Source organism: Microvirga ossetica (genome assembly GCF_002741015.1).
In the GTDB taxonomy this organism is placed as follows: Bacteria; Pseudomonadota; Alphaproteobacteria; order Rhizobiales; family Beijerinckiaceae; genus Microvirga; species Microvirga ossetica.
In genome coordinates this window covers 236,461-249,824 of the sequence record NZ_CP016618.1, presented here as the reverse complement: position 1 = coordinate 249,824, position 13,364 = coordinate 236,461, and the positions used below count along the sequence as shown (strand labels likewise).

Genomic DNA, 13,364 nt, shown 5'->3' with positions numbered 1-13,364 from the left:
CAAATGACCACCCGACGCCTCGCTGCCATTCTCGCCGCTGATGTCGTGGGCTTCTCGTCCATGATGGAGAAGGACGAAGAAGGCACTCTCGTAAGGATCAAAGCACTCCAGCGGGAGACCGTTGAATCGTATGTGGCGCAGCACCATGGACGGACGGTGAAGACCACGGGCGATGGATTCCTGATCGAGTTCCCCAGCCCGGTGGAAGCTGTGCGATGCGCCATCTCTATCCAGGAGAAGACAGCAACTGGTCCCCTCCAACTTCGGATCGGCATCAACCTTGGCGATATCATTATCGAGGAAGACGGTGATGTTTATGGAGAAGGAGTGAATGTTGCCGCTCGCCTGGAGGCACTATGTGATCCTGGTGGAGTCCTGATCTCTGGCAAGGTTTTCGATGAGATCGAGGGAAAGATCAACCGCACATTCGAGAGCCGGGGCGAGCAGACGGTCAAGAACATCACCAGACCGGTGCGGGTGTATTCGTTCGGAGGGATCGAATCCGCTCGGGCAGATACTTCGGTCAGGACACTTTCTCTCCCCGACAAGCCGTCCATTGCTGTGCTGCCGTTCACAAACCTGAGCGAAGATCCAGATCAAACTTTTCTGGCTGAAGCAATCGTGGACGAGGTGACCTCTGCCCTGTCGCGCTTTCGCTCTCTGTTCGTCATCGCGCGAAGTTCCACGCTCGCCTACAAGGAGCGTGCTGTGGATGTGAAGCGAGTCAGCCGAGAACTTGGGGTCCGCTATGTGCTGGAAGGTACGATGCGGCGGGCGGGTGATCGGGTCAGGATTACAGCGCAACTCATTGATGGACAGAGCGGCAGCTATATATGGTCGGACCACTACGACGGTGAGATCACGGATCTGTTCGACTTACAAGACCGGATCACTGTGAGCATCATTGGAGCCTTGCAGCCCACTATCCGCTCTTCCGAGATCGAGCGTGCTCGGCGCAAGAGACCCGGCAACCTCCATGCCTATGACTACGTTATGCGGGCTCTGCCGTCGATCTGGGCGGTGGAACGTGCGACGAATGAAGAGGCTCTCGGCCTGCTTGAGCAAGCGATGGCTCTTGATCCAAGTTACGCCCTACCCAAAGCGCTTGCTGCTTGGTGTCACGGACAACGGGTGCCATTCTTGTGGACCAACCATCCGGAAGAGGAGCGTTCGGCGGCTCTCAGGGTTGCCAAGGAAGCCGCTCGTCTCGATAGCGATGATCCGCTCGTGCTGACAGTCCTTGCGTCGGCTCATGCGGTCGGGAGAGAGTTTACTGAGGCAGTCCCGCTCATTGACAGGGCTGTGCAGCTTGATCCGAACTCAGCCTGGGCATGGCATCACAGCGGCTTTATCAGAACCTTTCTCAACCAGCCGGATCTTGCCATCGAGCACTTCCAGCGCTCGATCCGCATTAGCCCACTCGATCCATACAACTTCAATGCCGCCATCGGAATTGGCATCGCCCACTTTCATGCCGAGCGCTTCGCAGAGGCCGCGTCTTGGGTGTGCCAAGGGATTGCCGAAAAGCCAAGTGCGACGTGGGCGTGGCGGATTGTTGCGGCAGCATACGCCAATCTGGGAAGATTGGACGAGGCGCGAGAGGCGCTTGCCCGCCTTGTTCAGGCGCATCCAGGGATCACGATTGCTGCGATCAAGCAAGCCTCAATGCCCCCGAGCCGATCCTTTCAGGATGCCTTGTTTGGTGGCCTACGCGCGGCTGGTCTTCCAGAGTGACACTCTCGGCTTCAGCACCTCTTTCTTACTCTTCCGTGACCGCCCGCGCCCACAAGAAGCGCTTGTCACATTGCGGGGTCTGACCGGCATGGGATCTGCCACATGTCCCTCGCTATGCCACTACACTCGCAGCTTCGCGCCACGTGGCGAACGCCTCGGCTCGGAGGAGCCGGTGCGTTCGGGCGGTCGTGAGATGGCGAGGAACGGTGAACGCGTTGTAGATCGCTGCATGCATTGTGAGGAACCGCTGGGCCGAGCCGGGTGACTTGAACCCCTGCAGCTTCCACTCTCGTCGTCGCACCGGCACGTGCGAACTCTCCGCTCGGTTGTTGGCCCGCTTGGCCTGGGTATGAACGGCCCTCTGGATCTTCAGGCCTCGAAGCGCAGCTCCATAGGCGGGACACTTGTCCGTGACCCACTCTGTTGGAGCGGTGCCGTGCTTCTTCAGGAGCTTGCGAATGAGCTTCAGGGCGGCTCGCTTGTCGCGCTTCGCTTGAACCAGCACCTCGAGGACCTCGCCAGAGGCTCACGGACGTGATCAAGCGCGAGACTGACGGCTAAAGCGCTTTTGATCTGGACTTGAATCGCTTCGGGTGGTCTGTGCGTTGACTGGGATATGGCCCGGGAGGCAAACCATGCCCCAGCCCTATTCTCCTGATCTGCGTGAGCGTGTTCTTGTCGCCTGTGCGCGTGGCGACCTTCCTCAGGTTGAGATTGCCCGCCGCTTCCAGGTCTGCCCCGCCACCGTCTCGAACTGGCGCCGCCAAGAGCGCGAGGAGGGCCGACGCTGTCCCAAGCCGCACAGCGGCGGCGTGCCCTCGCGCCTGGATGCAGCAGCTCTGGAGGTGCTGCGTCAGCTCGTGGCCGAAGACAATGACGCGCTGCTGCGCGAGTACCGCGAGCGCCTGGCCGAGCGAACGGGCGTGACGGTGTGTCTGGCGGTGATCTGCGAGGCGCTCAAGCGGCTCAAGCTGCGTCCGAAAAAAAGACCCTTCGGGCGGCCGAGCAGGAGCGGCCCGAGATTGCCGCCGAGCGCGAGGCCTATCGCCAGCAGATGAGCGAGCTTCCCGTGGAACGCCTGGTGTTCCTCGATGAGAGCGGAGTGACGACCAAGATGGCCCGCACTCATGCGCGAGCGCCACGTGGGCAACGCGCCTATGGCTCCATCCCGCTCGGCTCGTGGCAGCGGCTGACGGTCTTGGGCGCACTCGCCTGTGAGGGCCTGGTCGCTACGATGAGCATCGAGGCCTCGACCTCGACCTCCGTGCTTTTGGCCTATCTCGAGCAAATCCTGGTACCGGCCCTCAAACGCACCAAGCCGGATGCCATTCTGGTGTTGGACAACCTGCGCCCGCATCGGGCCACAGAAGTGCGAGACCTGCTCGCGCAGGCCGGGATCGGGCTTTTGTACCTGCCGCGCTATTCCCCGGAGTTCAACCCGATCGAGCCCGCCTGGGCCAAGATGAAAGAGCGGCTCAAGGCGAAAGCGCCTCGCACTCTTGAAGCTTTGGAAGCGGAACTCAAACCCGCCCTCGACACCATCACCGCAAAGGATGCCCGAGGCTGGATCAGGCATGCCGGCTATGCCCTACACTGATCCCAAAAGCGCTTTAGGGTGCGGATGTGGTGTTCGAATGCTCAGGGTATCCGCCCGCCATGGCGGAGATATTCGACCTCATCTGTCCAGGCGGGAAGGTCGCGCTGGTTGGTATTCCGCTTGAACCGTTTCCGTTCGATGTCAGCAAGGCGCAGATCAAGGAGGCGACGGTCGAGAACGTCTTCCGTTATGCGCATGTCTATCCGCGTGCGGTGGCGATGATTGCTTCGGGCAAGATCGACGTGAAGCCGCTCATCACCGACCGCTTCGCCTTCAAGGACAGCATTGAGGCCTTCGACTTCGCCAAGGCAATGCCGCCATCCTCCGTGAAGGTGCAGATCGAGATGCCGAGCTGAGCGAACGCGGCGGGTCGGCCACAAATGGGAAGGGAAGACGCTTACCAAAAGTTTGTTCCGCTCGGCATCCACGGGACCGACGTTCCTCTCGAATGGTCAGATGCCTCGCTGTTCCACATGCCACATCACGACCCTGTTCGGCGTCGCGCTCTGAAATGGACGCGCTTACGAGTTTTTTCAACCGGTTTCAGGCCTTGCAACACATCTCAAGGAACCTGCCCCTTCCAGGCAAACCGAGTAGTGTGAATCGGGCATCGTTTGGCCGCTGATCAGCGTCGATGCCAGACCCTGTACATCATGTTGCAAGTCACCGAAATGATAGCGCTTCGGGCAACAACGGTGGGGTCACGCCAAATGCCGATGTGGAGTCGTTCAACAGCGCCGGTGCACAACCGATGCTGACTCAACCACAGGAAAGAAGCGCGAAACCCATGCCACAATCATCGTTGCGGCATACTCGGCGTCCACGGCTTGGGTCAGAAGGTGGTCAGCCGGGTCGAGCGAGACAAAGCTCTTCGGATGGCGTGCGCCCTGGAAGATCGCGGCAGCGTTATCGATGCTGACGACCTTGTCTTGCGGCGAATGCAAGATCAGCAACGGACGGTCGAGATGGGCAATCCGATGTCTCTGATCTTGATCGCGCAGATCTTCAACGAAGGTCCGCCTGATAATGAAGGGCTCCCCACCCAACCTCACGAGCGCCTCGCCTTCGGCTCTGTTGCATAAACTGCAATAAGTCATCATGAGCCTACCGGTGCGCCTTCCTCATGCGGCGAGACCGAACAACTGGTTCACCAGACGAACTTCGCCTGTCACGCCCGCATGCCTCAGCATGCAGTGACCTCGGCGGACCATCCGCATCACCTCAAAACCCTTCAACGTTGCGCCGGCGGTTTTCATGCTCTGGAAGCCGCGCGTCGGACGGATCACGCGCTTGAGCGCGCCATGATCCGCTTCAAGGATGTTATTCAGATATTTCGAGGTGCGGTGTACCACATCGTTCGGCAGAAGCCCTTCGTCCTGCAGGCGCAGGATTGCCTTGGGATACGACGCCAGTTTGTCGGTCGTGATGGATGAAGGAGGATAGTCGCTCACCGCCCGCTGGGCTTTGCGCAGGAAGCGATAAGCCGCTCCGGTATCACGCCGGCCGGACAGCATGGAGGCAATCAGCCGACCATGTTTATCGACCGCTCGAAACAAGTACCGCCAGCGTCCGCCCACTCTTACATAGGTCTCATCCACCCGCCATGAGCCTGAACGATGTCCCTGGTATGGTCGCACCCGCTTCTCGATCTCCGGGGCATAGCGCTGAACCCAACGGAAGATCGTGCTTGGACTGACGCTGACACCGCGCTCGGACATCATTTCAGCCAGATCGCGATAGCTGATCCCGTACTTGCAGTACCAGCGCACGCACAGCAAGATGATCTCAACCGGGAAGCGACGGCGCTTGAACAGAGACACGGGAGCGGATCCTTGATGAACCGCTCCTCGCTATACCGCCAAGGTTAATGCAACAGTGCCGCCCAAGGCGCCTATCCTTCTGGGCTGGGGCAATGACCGGACGTGCCGGTCCCGAGGGGTGCCATCGCAGGAACCCTATGGAGTGAACCTCGAGAACTGGCGCAAGGCCGTGTAGGGCCCGAGTTGTAACCTGCGGCAACCCCTTTCAATTACCCATAGATTTGCGCCCCAATCCTAGCGCCGAGTTCGATATCCATCAGGCGGGATAGTCCTCTCCACATGACGGTGTTTCCTGGCGGAGGATCATGGCCACGGGCAAGGTAGCCGCCCATGCGGGCGATCTTAGTTAAATAGTAGGCGAGCGTCTTGCTCCGCAGCAGCACCTGGCCCTTGTCTCGCACCAGCTCGTCGAGCAGGTCCATTTCCAAGTCCGTCAAGGCCAGCCGCGGCGGCACGTCCGGAACAACACGATTGAGCATCGTCATCCAGAAGATCCGCCAGCTCAGGATGCAGTAGATGCTGAGCAGGTTCACCAGGCGCTCGGCCGTTCTCAGCTTGGTCTCCTCCGCTCGGCACCCGGACTTGAGGATCTTGTGGAACAGCTCGACCTTCCAGCGCATGGCGTACCAGTCGAGCATCTGGATCGCGTCCGCGCGGGATCGTACCGGCAGATCCGTGATCAGCTTCCAGTCGATCCGCGCCCGGTCTTTGGGTGGATGACGCTCCTGTGCGTGGATCACCGTCAGGCTCAGGGCTGGATAGCGCTTCTGCTTGCCGATCGGAGGCAGGATGTGGATCCGGCGGTATTTGAGCTCTACGGTGGCAAGGCTCACATCGCCTTTCGGGCTGCGAACTTCGACCTGATGCCGTCCTTTGACCTTCACCTCTGCCATCTCGTCCGCGATGGTGTGCTGGCCATCGCCCGCCAACCGATCCACGCAGGTTCGGACCAGGAAGTGCGTGCTCAGAGCCTGAGCCGTGCAGAAGAACTCGTCGATGTCGTTCTCCCGGTCGCCGATATGGATGCAGCGCTCAGGAGCACCGAACAGCGCCACGGACTGCCTCATGCACTCCAGCCAGCGGATACTCTCCTTCTGATCGATGGGCACCCGGGTCGGGTTGATCTTGCGTTTGAGCGTCCGGGCGCCCTTGAACTGAGGCCTCGTCCAAAACTTGATCGCCGAAAGCCCCAGCGGCAGCCCATCCGCGGTCACAGCCAGGCAAGAGTGCATGAGCAGCCCGCAGACCGTGTGCATCCTGGAGCGACCTTCCTTGTCCCGGCCGCTGTTGACCCGGCGGGTCGCACCAATCCGTTCAGGCTGTGCTCTTTCGTAGGACAGTTCGGTTGTGTCCTGAATGACCAAGATAGGGCCACCGAAGGCGGCAAAGCGGGTTCGGGTGGCTTGGAAATGGCCCTGAAGGATCTCATGGTCGGAAACTTTGGGATTGGACAGGAAGCGGTAGGCCGCTTTGGTGTTAGCCCAATCCTGGCAGGCCAGCGGAAGGCTGCCGCCAATGGCACCGGCCATGTGGGTCAGGAGCTTGCGCAGGCGCTGGCCGAGACGATTGTCCCGAAAGCGGCACCCAGCGAGTTCCTGATCGACCCAGGAAATAACATTGGCTGCCTCTCCCAGAGGATGCGTCGGAAGAGACGTCTTTGTCATGGCCCAGCTCCCGCGCCGCCTCGTGGGAGCGAATAGGAGGCCGTCCGGCGTATGCCCGGCGCGCAGAGATCAGCGAGATCACGGGAAAGCCGAGACAGAGCCCTGTCCATGGGACACCTCTCACAGATGAGGAGATGCTCACCAAGGAATCACGCTTGGTGCTGGTCAGGCAAGCACTGCTGCTAAGTCAGAAATGTGGGTAATTGAAAGCGGCAACCCGCCCTTACCGAGGCGGCGGCGTTGCGGGAGCACCTCCCGGCGGCAGCGCGGAACGAGCCCGTTCCAGTAACGTGGTGGTCGCGTCCACACATGCCCTCATGTTCTCTTGCGGATCACATCGGACAGCCACGGTTGCATCGCCGCTGCGCAGCAGGAACCCGGCGCCGCGACGGAGACGGCTTCCCACTCCATCATCGCCGATGCCGCGCAGGAGCTCTTCGAGATCATCACGATCCCGTCGATCATAGGACCGACCACGGTCTTCCGTGTCATTCGAGCTCTGGCCCAAGGCAGGTAGGGCGATCAGCGTCAGACCCGCCGCGATCAGAAGAGCCTTCTTCATCTCACACCTCCATTTTGAATGATGCAGCAGAGGCTAGTCAGGGCAAACGCGTCTGCGAACGATAACGAGGAGAGTTCTATCCTCGTCCCGGAGGCTTCTGGTGAGGAAGTAGCAATCCCCGCCACGTCTCTCTGCCAGGCGCTCGCGCAGGCGTCCGCGCCGGCTCCCGTCCTCCTCGTCATCCCCCCGGCTTGAGATCCGCTCCCGCAAGCGATCGCGCCGATCCCCGCGATCACGCCAACTCCCATCCTCGTCATCGTCCCCTCTGTTTGCGATTCGGTCGCGCAACCGGTCGCGCCGGTCCATGCGGTCGTGCATCCGATCCATCACCTCGGCGCGACGGTCCCGGCGATTCTGGAGCAGGTCCATGAGCAGGTCGCGTCGGTCCGGATTGTCGCCCACCCAATCCCTCAGGAGATCACGCAGGTTTCCGTCGCTCATGTCGCTGCTGCTCCATTCCTGCTCCCCGGCGACCGCTGGCGTGGCGATTGCGGAGAACAGGGGAGGCAAGGTGATGAGGGTGAGTACTGATGCGACGATGATGGATGATCGTGTCATGGCAGTTCTCCAGTCAATCAGAGCGTTCTTTTGTCGTGCCCCTCGCAGAGGCGTCTCACAGGCTCTGTGAGGTGGTCGGCGATTTTCTGATCCATTGCATTTGTCGCATTCTTGTATGCGTCTGCCTTCCAGCGATGGAACCCGCACTCAACTCAGCTGACGGCAAGGAGGTAACGCGATGATGGCCGTCACAGAGCCTTCACGTCAAAGCATTTGGATAGTCTTGCGCCGACATTGCCGGGCACAGCCGAAGCCAGGCCCGGCTCGGCATCGGGCTAATCCTGGAGCCATCAGACCGCACGCTCCAAGAGAATCGTCGATCGCTATGTCCGATGTTAGTATTCGTGATGCCCCTGTGCTTGACAGGATGAGACAAAGCTTTGACAGTTTTGGGCTAGCAGCAGGCAAAGACCGGCCCGTGGGGACTCTCGATCCTCAGCTTTAAGAATTGTCGCAAACGATCGCGCGATCACCCCAACTTGTGCTTTTCGCTTGTATCACGTCCTTGCTGGGCGCAAACTTTAGACATTCCAAGAGTGATCTTGGGAGGATCACTTGCGGGAAACGTGCCTTCCAGCTTGAAGTCCAGCTCCCTGTCGAGAGCTTCAAGCTCGGTTTCAGCTTTTGGTGCTTTCGACATTCGCTGCCTCCACAAGGTCTTCAGCTCAATACAGCTCCGAAGGGCAGATGGCCCACCGAGCCATGGTCACAAGGATGCCTGGGACATAGCCCGTATGCGAAGGTAACTCCGCACAATGTTCAGAGAAGTGGTATGGCGGAAATGCGGCGTGCCGTCGTGAAACCCTGAACGCCTGCGCAGGTTGCTCCAGGCCTCGAAGTAGCACAGACCGCCCGGATCATCTCGATGTCGGCAACGATTCCGTGCTTCGCACAGAAGGCCGGCAGATGGGGTGCCACCGCCACTACTCGAGCCTCCGACAATCCTCGGCGCCTTTCGCTTTGCTGGTCGATGCGCTTCGCCATCGGGCTAGTGCCCTTGCTACGCTACCCTTGCCTTGCTTCTGCAAGCCTGATCACCGCCCGCGTAGGACAACCTTGCCCTTGCGACCAGGTTCAGTGCTGGCGCGCACGGCGTCGGCGATTCGATCAAGCGGGAAGGCGGCGTCGACCGGGAGCGTAAGCTTGCCACTGGCAGCCTCGGCGACGACTTCCTCGAGCAGACGGCCGATCACGTCGGGTGCGAGGCGCGGTTTGGCACCCCAGAAACCCCGAATGGTGATCTGTTGGAAGATCGCGACAGACGGCTCGATGCAGATTGGCTGGCCGCTCAGGGCGCCGAAGATGACGATCTCGCCGCCGTCAGCCACCAGGCGAGCAAGTTGCGCGGGGCCGTCCCCGCCCACGGAGTCGAGCCCGGCGCGGATCGATCCATCACCGACAAGATCGCGGGCGCGCGCTTCCCAGCCGGGCTGCCCGGTTGACACGACGTTGGTGATGCCGGCGGCGGCAAGTTCGGCGACCGCCGCGTCACGCCGAACAAGGCTGAGCACGTTGACGCCCTTTTCCGCGCCAAAGCGCGACAGAAGGCGTCCGACCGCGCCATTGGCACTGTTCTGCACGAGCCAGTCGCCGCGCTGAAGGCCAAGGTCGGCCAGCACCATCTTGGCGCTGAGTGGCATGGCGATGAGCTGACAAGCTGTCTCATCATCAACGCCATCGGGCACGGGGCGTGCGTACCTTGCATCGACCAAGTAATAGTCGGTCCAGGTCTGCTGGGCGCCGCCGATCACGCGCTGCCCGACTTGGAGGTTCTCGACCCCGGCGCCGAGTTCCTCCACCACGCCGAGCGCCTCCGTACCGCCGATCGCCGGCAGCGGGGGCTTGACGCCATAGGTGCCAGCCACGGTCATCAGGTCATGATTGTGGATGGGGGACAGGATCATCCGGAGCAGCGCCTGCCCCGGCCCGGGCGCTGGCGGCTCACGCTCGGCAAGGGTCAACACCACGGCCGGATCGCCGAACCGTTCGAATACAATGCTGTGCATGAGCAATCCCTTTGTCGAAAGAGGTTCTTCAATTAGGTTGGGTGGTCCTGAGGGCAAGATTTGGCACGAGGCTGACGAAAGCCGAACTTCCGCTTCGGACAAAGATATCGGACGTTCCTGTCAGTGAGCGAACTTCACTGCCTGACCCAATGCAGACCGCACGTGTTCCCAAGGTTATGGTCCTCATTGACATCTTCGAAGGGCAATTCGAGGGCGCCGAAGGTATTGCTTGCGTACAATGATGCGCGCGGTGCGCCTGGTGACATCAATCTTGACTGGCCGTTCCCGCCTCTCGGACCAGCCGATGACGCAGGCGTTGGTTCTCGGCGCGCAGGCTCTCGATCTCCTCACGCACCGGGGTGAGCACCTGGTCCAGTTCCCCGTGCGTGAAGCGAGGGGTGATGTGCTGAGGGCAGTTCCAGTCGAAGGCCACAACCTGAATCAGGGCCGCGCGCTCGGAACGAGCTGCGTAGTCTGGCACGGCAAGGGTTGCGACCTGTTCGGGGGCCGCGCTCACATCGATCATCCGCAAGTGCCCGAAGATCTTGAGCCGCCGCTGATGAGCGTAGTCCATCAGGAACAGCGAGACCCGGTCATTCTCCGCGACGTTGCCGGTCGTCACATATTGCCGATTGCCCCGAAAATCCGCGAAGCCAAGCGTGTGATCGTCCAGGACGCGCAGAAATCCCGCCGGGCCACCCCGGTACTGCACATAAGGCCAGCCGGTTTCGGAGACAGAGGCGAGATAGAACCCGTCGCGTCCTTCAATGAAAGCCGCTTCTGCGTCGCCGAGCCGGTCGTTGCGGACCGGCCCAGCCCTGTCCAGCGTGCCATCCAGGCGCGCGTACTGGGCCGCGCTTCCGTAGCGCTCACGCACGGCCTTCACTGAAGGGGTCGATGCGATCTCGAGCCATCTGTGTAGCATGGTCAACCTCGTGGAAAACAGGAGGATCGCGGCATCAGTCCTGGTAGGCCCAGTCCGCGGCATGCCAAGCCAAACGGCCTTGGTCGGACACGATCCGGCCAAGACCAGGGAAAGGCATGTGCGTTGCTGCAATGAGCGCACCCTCCTCGGCCGCCCGGGGGAAGAAGCGGGCCCGCATGGCTTGTGCCGCCGGCCGATCCTGCTCCAACAGGAAATTCACGTCGGTGCCCATGGCCGGGTGCACCACAGGGAAGAGCATGTCGGAGACCATGATCAGGCTTTGTCCTCCATCTTCGATCCGCACTCCGATGTGGCCTGGGGTATGCCCCGCGAGGTCAACAAGTGACACGCCGCGTGCGATCTGGTGGTCGCCTTGGGTGGCCTGGAGCTTCGGATACAGGCGCACGAGGTCGGACGAGAGGCGGAAGCTGGCTTGGAGATAGTCGGGCGCGGCGGCCTGCTTGCCCGGATCGGTCCAATGCGCGATATCGCGCCGGTCGACATACACCTCCGCCTTCGGGAAGACACGGCGCCCTCCCGCGACAAGGCCGCCCAGGTGATCCTGGTGCATATGGGTTACGATCACGGCATCGATTTGGTCCGGGCTCAACCCGAGGGCGGCAAGCGCTTGGGAGAGGTACCCGGTCTGGCCCAGCGTGCCGGCGGGTCCGGCATCGATCAGGATGCGGCTCAATCCGTCCTCGACGAGATATTGATTGAACAGAAAGCGCACACCGCTCGACCGTGCCGTGAACTGGGCCTTGGCAGCGGTTTCGACCTGCTCGGGCGTGCGGCCCGGGAAGTAACCATAGGGCATATCCGCGTAGCCGTCCGACAGGGCCGTCACGGTGAAGCGGCCAACCTTGATTTGCGCAAGCGGCGTGACAGCGGAGGCGGGCTGACTGCTTGCGGCTCGCACAGGGAAGGTCTGGGCACCGGCCATGAAACCGGCAGTCGGAAGGCCGAAGGCGAAAGCACGACGGGAGAGCGAGAGAGGCATGAGACCAGGCTCCAGATCTGGGTGAGCCGGGCTATTGAACCTGATTGGTGTCGATGCCCGAGGCTGAGCTGACACTAGACCCTCTTTTTTTCGAGCGGTATCCTGCAAATTCGAGACGATCCCTCTCATTTTTTGGAAGGCGCGATGGACCGCTTCGACGCCATGACCGTTCTGCTCGCTGTCGTGGAAGAGGGCAGTCTGTCAGCCGCCTCGCGGCGCCTGCGCGCGCCGCTCGCCACGGTAAGCCGCAAGGTTGCGGACCTGGAGCGGCACCTGAGCGCCCAGCTTCTGGTGCGCACAAGCCGACGGGTCGAGCTGACTGACGCGGGCCGCGCCTATGTCGAGGCGGCCAAACGCATCCTGGAGCAAGTCGGGGAAGCAGAGCGCGAGGCGGCGGGCGAGTACACTGCGCTCAGGGGCGAGCTTCACGTGACGGCGCCTACGATGTTCGGTCGAACGCACGTCCTGCCGATCGCCCTCGACTTCCTGAAGGAGCACCCCGACATCGACCTGCGGCTTTTCCTCATCGACCGCCAGGTGAATCTAGTCGAGGACCACATCGATGTTGCCGTTCGCATTGGCCATTTGGTCGATGGCGGCTTACGGGCGACGAAAGTTGGCGCGATCCGCCGTATTGCCTGCGCCAGCCCTGCCTACCTCGCCCAACGCGGAGTTCCCAGTACGCCAGGTGACCTTGCGGGGTATGACGGCATCACGTTCCAGGGCTTTGAGCGCGCGCCCGAGTGGCGCTACCGCGGCGACAGCCCCGCCTGGACGGCCGAGCCGCGGACGCGCCTGGCCGTGAACTCGACGGAAGCTGCTGTGGCTGCTGCGGTCGCGGGTCTGGGGATTGTGCGTCTCCTGTCATATCAAATCGAGCAGGAGTTGCGCTCGGGCGCCCTGCTCCCGATCCTCGAAGAGTTCGCGCCCGAGCCCATGCCGGTGACCCTTGTCTATCCCGAAGGAGGTCGGCTCGCACCCAAGGCTCGGGCCTTCATCGACTGGGCGGCACCGCGGCTTCGAGTTCGACTGTCATGACGTTGGGCCCTGCAATTCACCCCCGGTCCAGTCAGCCTTCCTCTCACCTTGCAATGGTGGACCTTCCAATCGGAGCGTTCCTGAAGTCAAAGGAGTTTGGGAAGGTCCGCCTTTGGCAGTGCGCCCCGAAGGCGCGGATCACCAGTGGAGGAAGATTCCACCCAGAGAGTTGTCGATTGATCTGGTCGCTGACGAGCGGTTCGGCCGGGCGACCGGACGGGCCGGAGCCTCGTGACAAAGGTCGCTGTAAGGCGGCTGAGCAATCCGATGGGCCGTAACGTGAGTGAGGCCTGAGCAGGCCTCGAAAGTGACAATGCGGATGCCGACCCTCCTGCCATTTGGGGAAGGCCGTGCGAGCGGGGAAGCAATCGACACATGCACCCGCTCGATCCGCCGGGGTCGTGGGCACGGCACGTCGGAAGGGTGATGCGGGTCATCGGGGGAGACCCGTCCTGCGCGA

At 61.6% G+C, this 13,364-nt stretch carries 14 protein-coding genes and 1 pseudogene; 5 read left to right on the top strand and 10 right to left on the bottom strand.

Features of this window, described 5'->3' with window-relative positions:
- Window positions 1–3 precede the first annotated feature (3 nt).
- A complete protein-coding gene (locus tag BB934_RS35670; protein ID WP_099514516.1) occupies window positions 4–1,734 on the top strand; it encodes an adenylate/guanylate cyclase domain-containing protein in 1,731 nt (576 codons plus the stop codon).
- 112 nt (window positions 1,735–1,846) lie between these two features.
- On the opposite strand, the pseudogene BB934_RS35665 reads toward BB934_RS35670, so the two are convergent.
- Window positions 1,847–2,260 (bottom strand): annotated as a pseudogene (locus BB934_RS35665) (DDE-type integrase/transposase/recombinase); the annotation flags it as partial.
- 109 nt (window positions 2,261–2,369) lie between these two features.
- Between BB934_RS35665 and BB934_RS35660 the strand changes: the two are divergent.
- Genes BB934_RS35660 through BB934_RS35650 form a run of 3 tightly spaced genes read left to right on the top strand, consistent with a single transcriptional unit; the run spans window position 2,370 to window position 3,687 of the window.
- The gene (locus BB934_RS35660; RefSeq protein WP_099510510.1) at window positions 2,370–2,792 is read left to right on the top strand and encodes a helix-turn-helix domain-containing protein; all 423 of its coding nucleotides are present in this window, start codon (window positions 2,370–2,372) and stop codon (window positions 2,790–2,792) included.
- A complete protein-coding gene (locus BB934_RS35655) occupies window positions 2,681–3,331 on the top strand; it encodes an IS630 family transposase (RefSeq protein WP_237050355.1) in 651 nt (216 codons plus the stop codon). Before BB934_RS35660 ends, BB934_RS35655 begins: the two co-directional genes overlap by 112 nt.
- Before the next feature lie 26 nt (window positions 3,332–3,357).
- Window positions 3,358–3,687 (top strand): zinc-binding dehydrogenase, encoded by a 330-nt coding sequence (locus BB934_RS35650; RefSeq protein WP_418294813.1) that lies wholly within the window; start codon window positions 3,358–3,360, stop codon window positions 3,685–3,687.
- Between the two features lie 372 nt (window positions 3,688–4,059).
- Here the strand turns inward: BB934_RS35650 and BB934_RS35645 are convergent, their stop codons facing one another.
- The 9 genes from BB934_RS35645 to BB934_RS35610 form a co-directional block, all read right to left on the bottom strand.
- Window positions 4,060–4,431: an alpha/beta hydrolase gene (locus BB934_RS35645; protein WP_099514514.1), complete on the bottom strand. Its 372-nt coding sequence runs from the start codon at window positions 4,429–4,431 to the stop codon at window positions 4,060–4,062.
- Window positions 4,432–4,452: 21 nt separating this feature from the next.
- A complete protein-coding gene (locus BB934_RS35640; protein WP_099514513.1) occupies window positions 4,453–5,151 on the bottom strand; it encodes an IS6 family transposase in 699 nt (232 codons plus the stop codon).
- Between the two features lie 209 nt (window positions 5,152–5,360).
- Window positions 5,361–6,815 carry an IS4 family transposase gene (locus BB934_RS35635; RefSeq protein ID WP_099508970.1) on the bottom strand — a complete coding sequence of 485 codons (1,455 nt, stop codon included), beginning with the start codon at window positions 6,813–6,815 and terminating at the stop codon, window positions 5,361–5,363.
- A gap of 223 nt (window positions 6,816–7,038) precedes the next feature.
- Entirely contained in the window at window positions 7,039–7,377 is a 339-nt protein-coding gene (locus tag BB934_RS35630; RefSeq protein ID WP_099514512.1) for a hypothetical protein, read from the bottom strand.
- A gap of 33 nt (window positions 7,378–7,410) precedes the next feature.
- Window positions 7,411–7,935, bottom strand: a complete 525-nt coding sequence (locus tag BB934_RS35625) for a hypothetical protein (protein ID WP_237050592.1) — start codon at window positions 7,933–7,935, stop codon at window positions 7,411–7,413.
- Between the two features lie 469 nt (window positions 7,936–8,404).
- Complete coding sequence (locus BB934_RS47805; RefSeq protein ID WP_157934520.1) at window positions 8,405–8,575, bottom strand: hypothetical protein; 171 nt, start codon at window positions 8,573–8,575, stop codon at window positions 8,405–8,407.
- A 394-nt stretch (window positions 8,576–8,969) separates the two neighbouring features.
- Window positions 8,970–9,941 carry a zinc-binding dehydrogenase gene (locus tag BB934_RS35620; protein ID WP_099514511.1) on the bottom strand — a complete coding sequence of 324 codons (972 nt, stop codon included), beginning with the start codon at window positions 9,939–9,941 and terminating at the stop codon, window positions 8,970–8,972.
- Window positions 9,942–10,206: 265 nt separating this feature from the next.
- Complete coding sequence (locus tag BB934_RS35615) at window positions 10,207–10,866, bottom strand: pyridoxamine 5'-phosphate oxidase family protein (protein WP_099514510.1); 660 nt, start codon at window positions 10,864–10,866, stop codon at window positions 10,207–10,209.
- A gap of 34 nt (window positions 10,867–10,900) precedes the next feature.
- Window positions 10,901–11,809 carry an MBL fold metallo-hydrolase gene (locus tag BB934_RS35610; RefSeq protein ID WP_418294815.1) on the bottom strand — a complete coding sequence of 303 codons (909 nt, stop codon included), beginning with the start codon at window positions 11,807–11,809 and terminating at the stop codon, window positions 10,901–10,903.
- A 201-nt stretch (window positions 11,810–12,010) separates the two neighbouring features.
- On the opposite strand from BB934_RS35610, the gene BB934_RS35605 reads away from it, so the two are divergent.
- Window positions 12,011–12,904, top strand: a complete 894-nt coding sequence (locus tag BB934_RS35605) for a LysR family transcriptional regulator (RefSeq protein WP_099514508.1) — start codon at window positions 12,011–12,013, stop codon at window positions 12,902–12,904.
- Window positions 12,905–13,364 lie beyond the last annotated feature (460 nt).

Coding starts and splice junctions, on each gene's coding strand:
- BB934_RS35670 (WP_099514516.1), top strand. CDS start 4: ATGACCACCCGACGCCTCGCTGCCATTCTCGCCGCTGATGTCGTGGGC.
- BB934_RS35660 (WP_099510510.1), top strand. CDS start 2,370: ATGCCCCAGCCCTATTCTCCTGATCTGCGTGAGCGTGTTCTTGTCGCC.
- BB934_RS35645 (WP_099514514.1), bottom strand. CDS start 4,431: ATGATGACTTATTGCAGTTTATGCAACAGAGCCGAAGGCGAGGCGCTC.
- BB934_RS35635 (WP_099508970.1), bottom strand. CDS start 6,815: ATGACAAAGACGTCTCTTCCGACGCATCCTCTGGGAGAGGCAGCCAAT.
- BB934_RS35630 (WP_099514512.1), bottom strand. CDS start 7,377: ATGAAGAAGGCTCTTCTGATCGCGGCGGGTCTGACGCTGATCGCCCTA.
- BB934_RS35625 (WP_237050592.1), bottom strand. CDS start 7,935: ATGACACGATCATCCATCATCGTCGCATCAGTACTCACCCTCATCACC.
- BB934_RS47805 (WP_157934520.1), bottom strand. CDS start 8,575: ATGTCGAAAGCACCAAAAGCTGAAACCGAGCTTGAAGCTCTCGACAGG.
- BB934_RS35620 (WP_099514511.1), bottom strand. CDS start 9,941: ATGCACAGCATTGTATTCGAACGGTTCGGCGATCCGGCCGTGGTGTTG.
- BB934_RS35615 (WP_099514510.1), bottom strand. CDS start 10,866: ATGCTACACAGATGGCTCGAGATCGCATCGACCCCTTCAGTGAAGGCC.
- BB934_RS35610 (WP_418294815.1), bottom strand. CDS start 11,809: ATGGCCGGTGCCCAGACCTTCCCTGTGCGAGCCGCAAGCAGTCAGCCC.
- BB934_RS35605 (WP_099514508.1), top strand. CDS start 12,011: ATGGACCGCTTCGACGCCATGACCGTTCTGCTCGCTGTCGTGGAAGAG.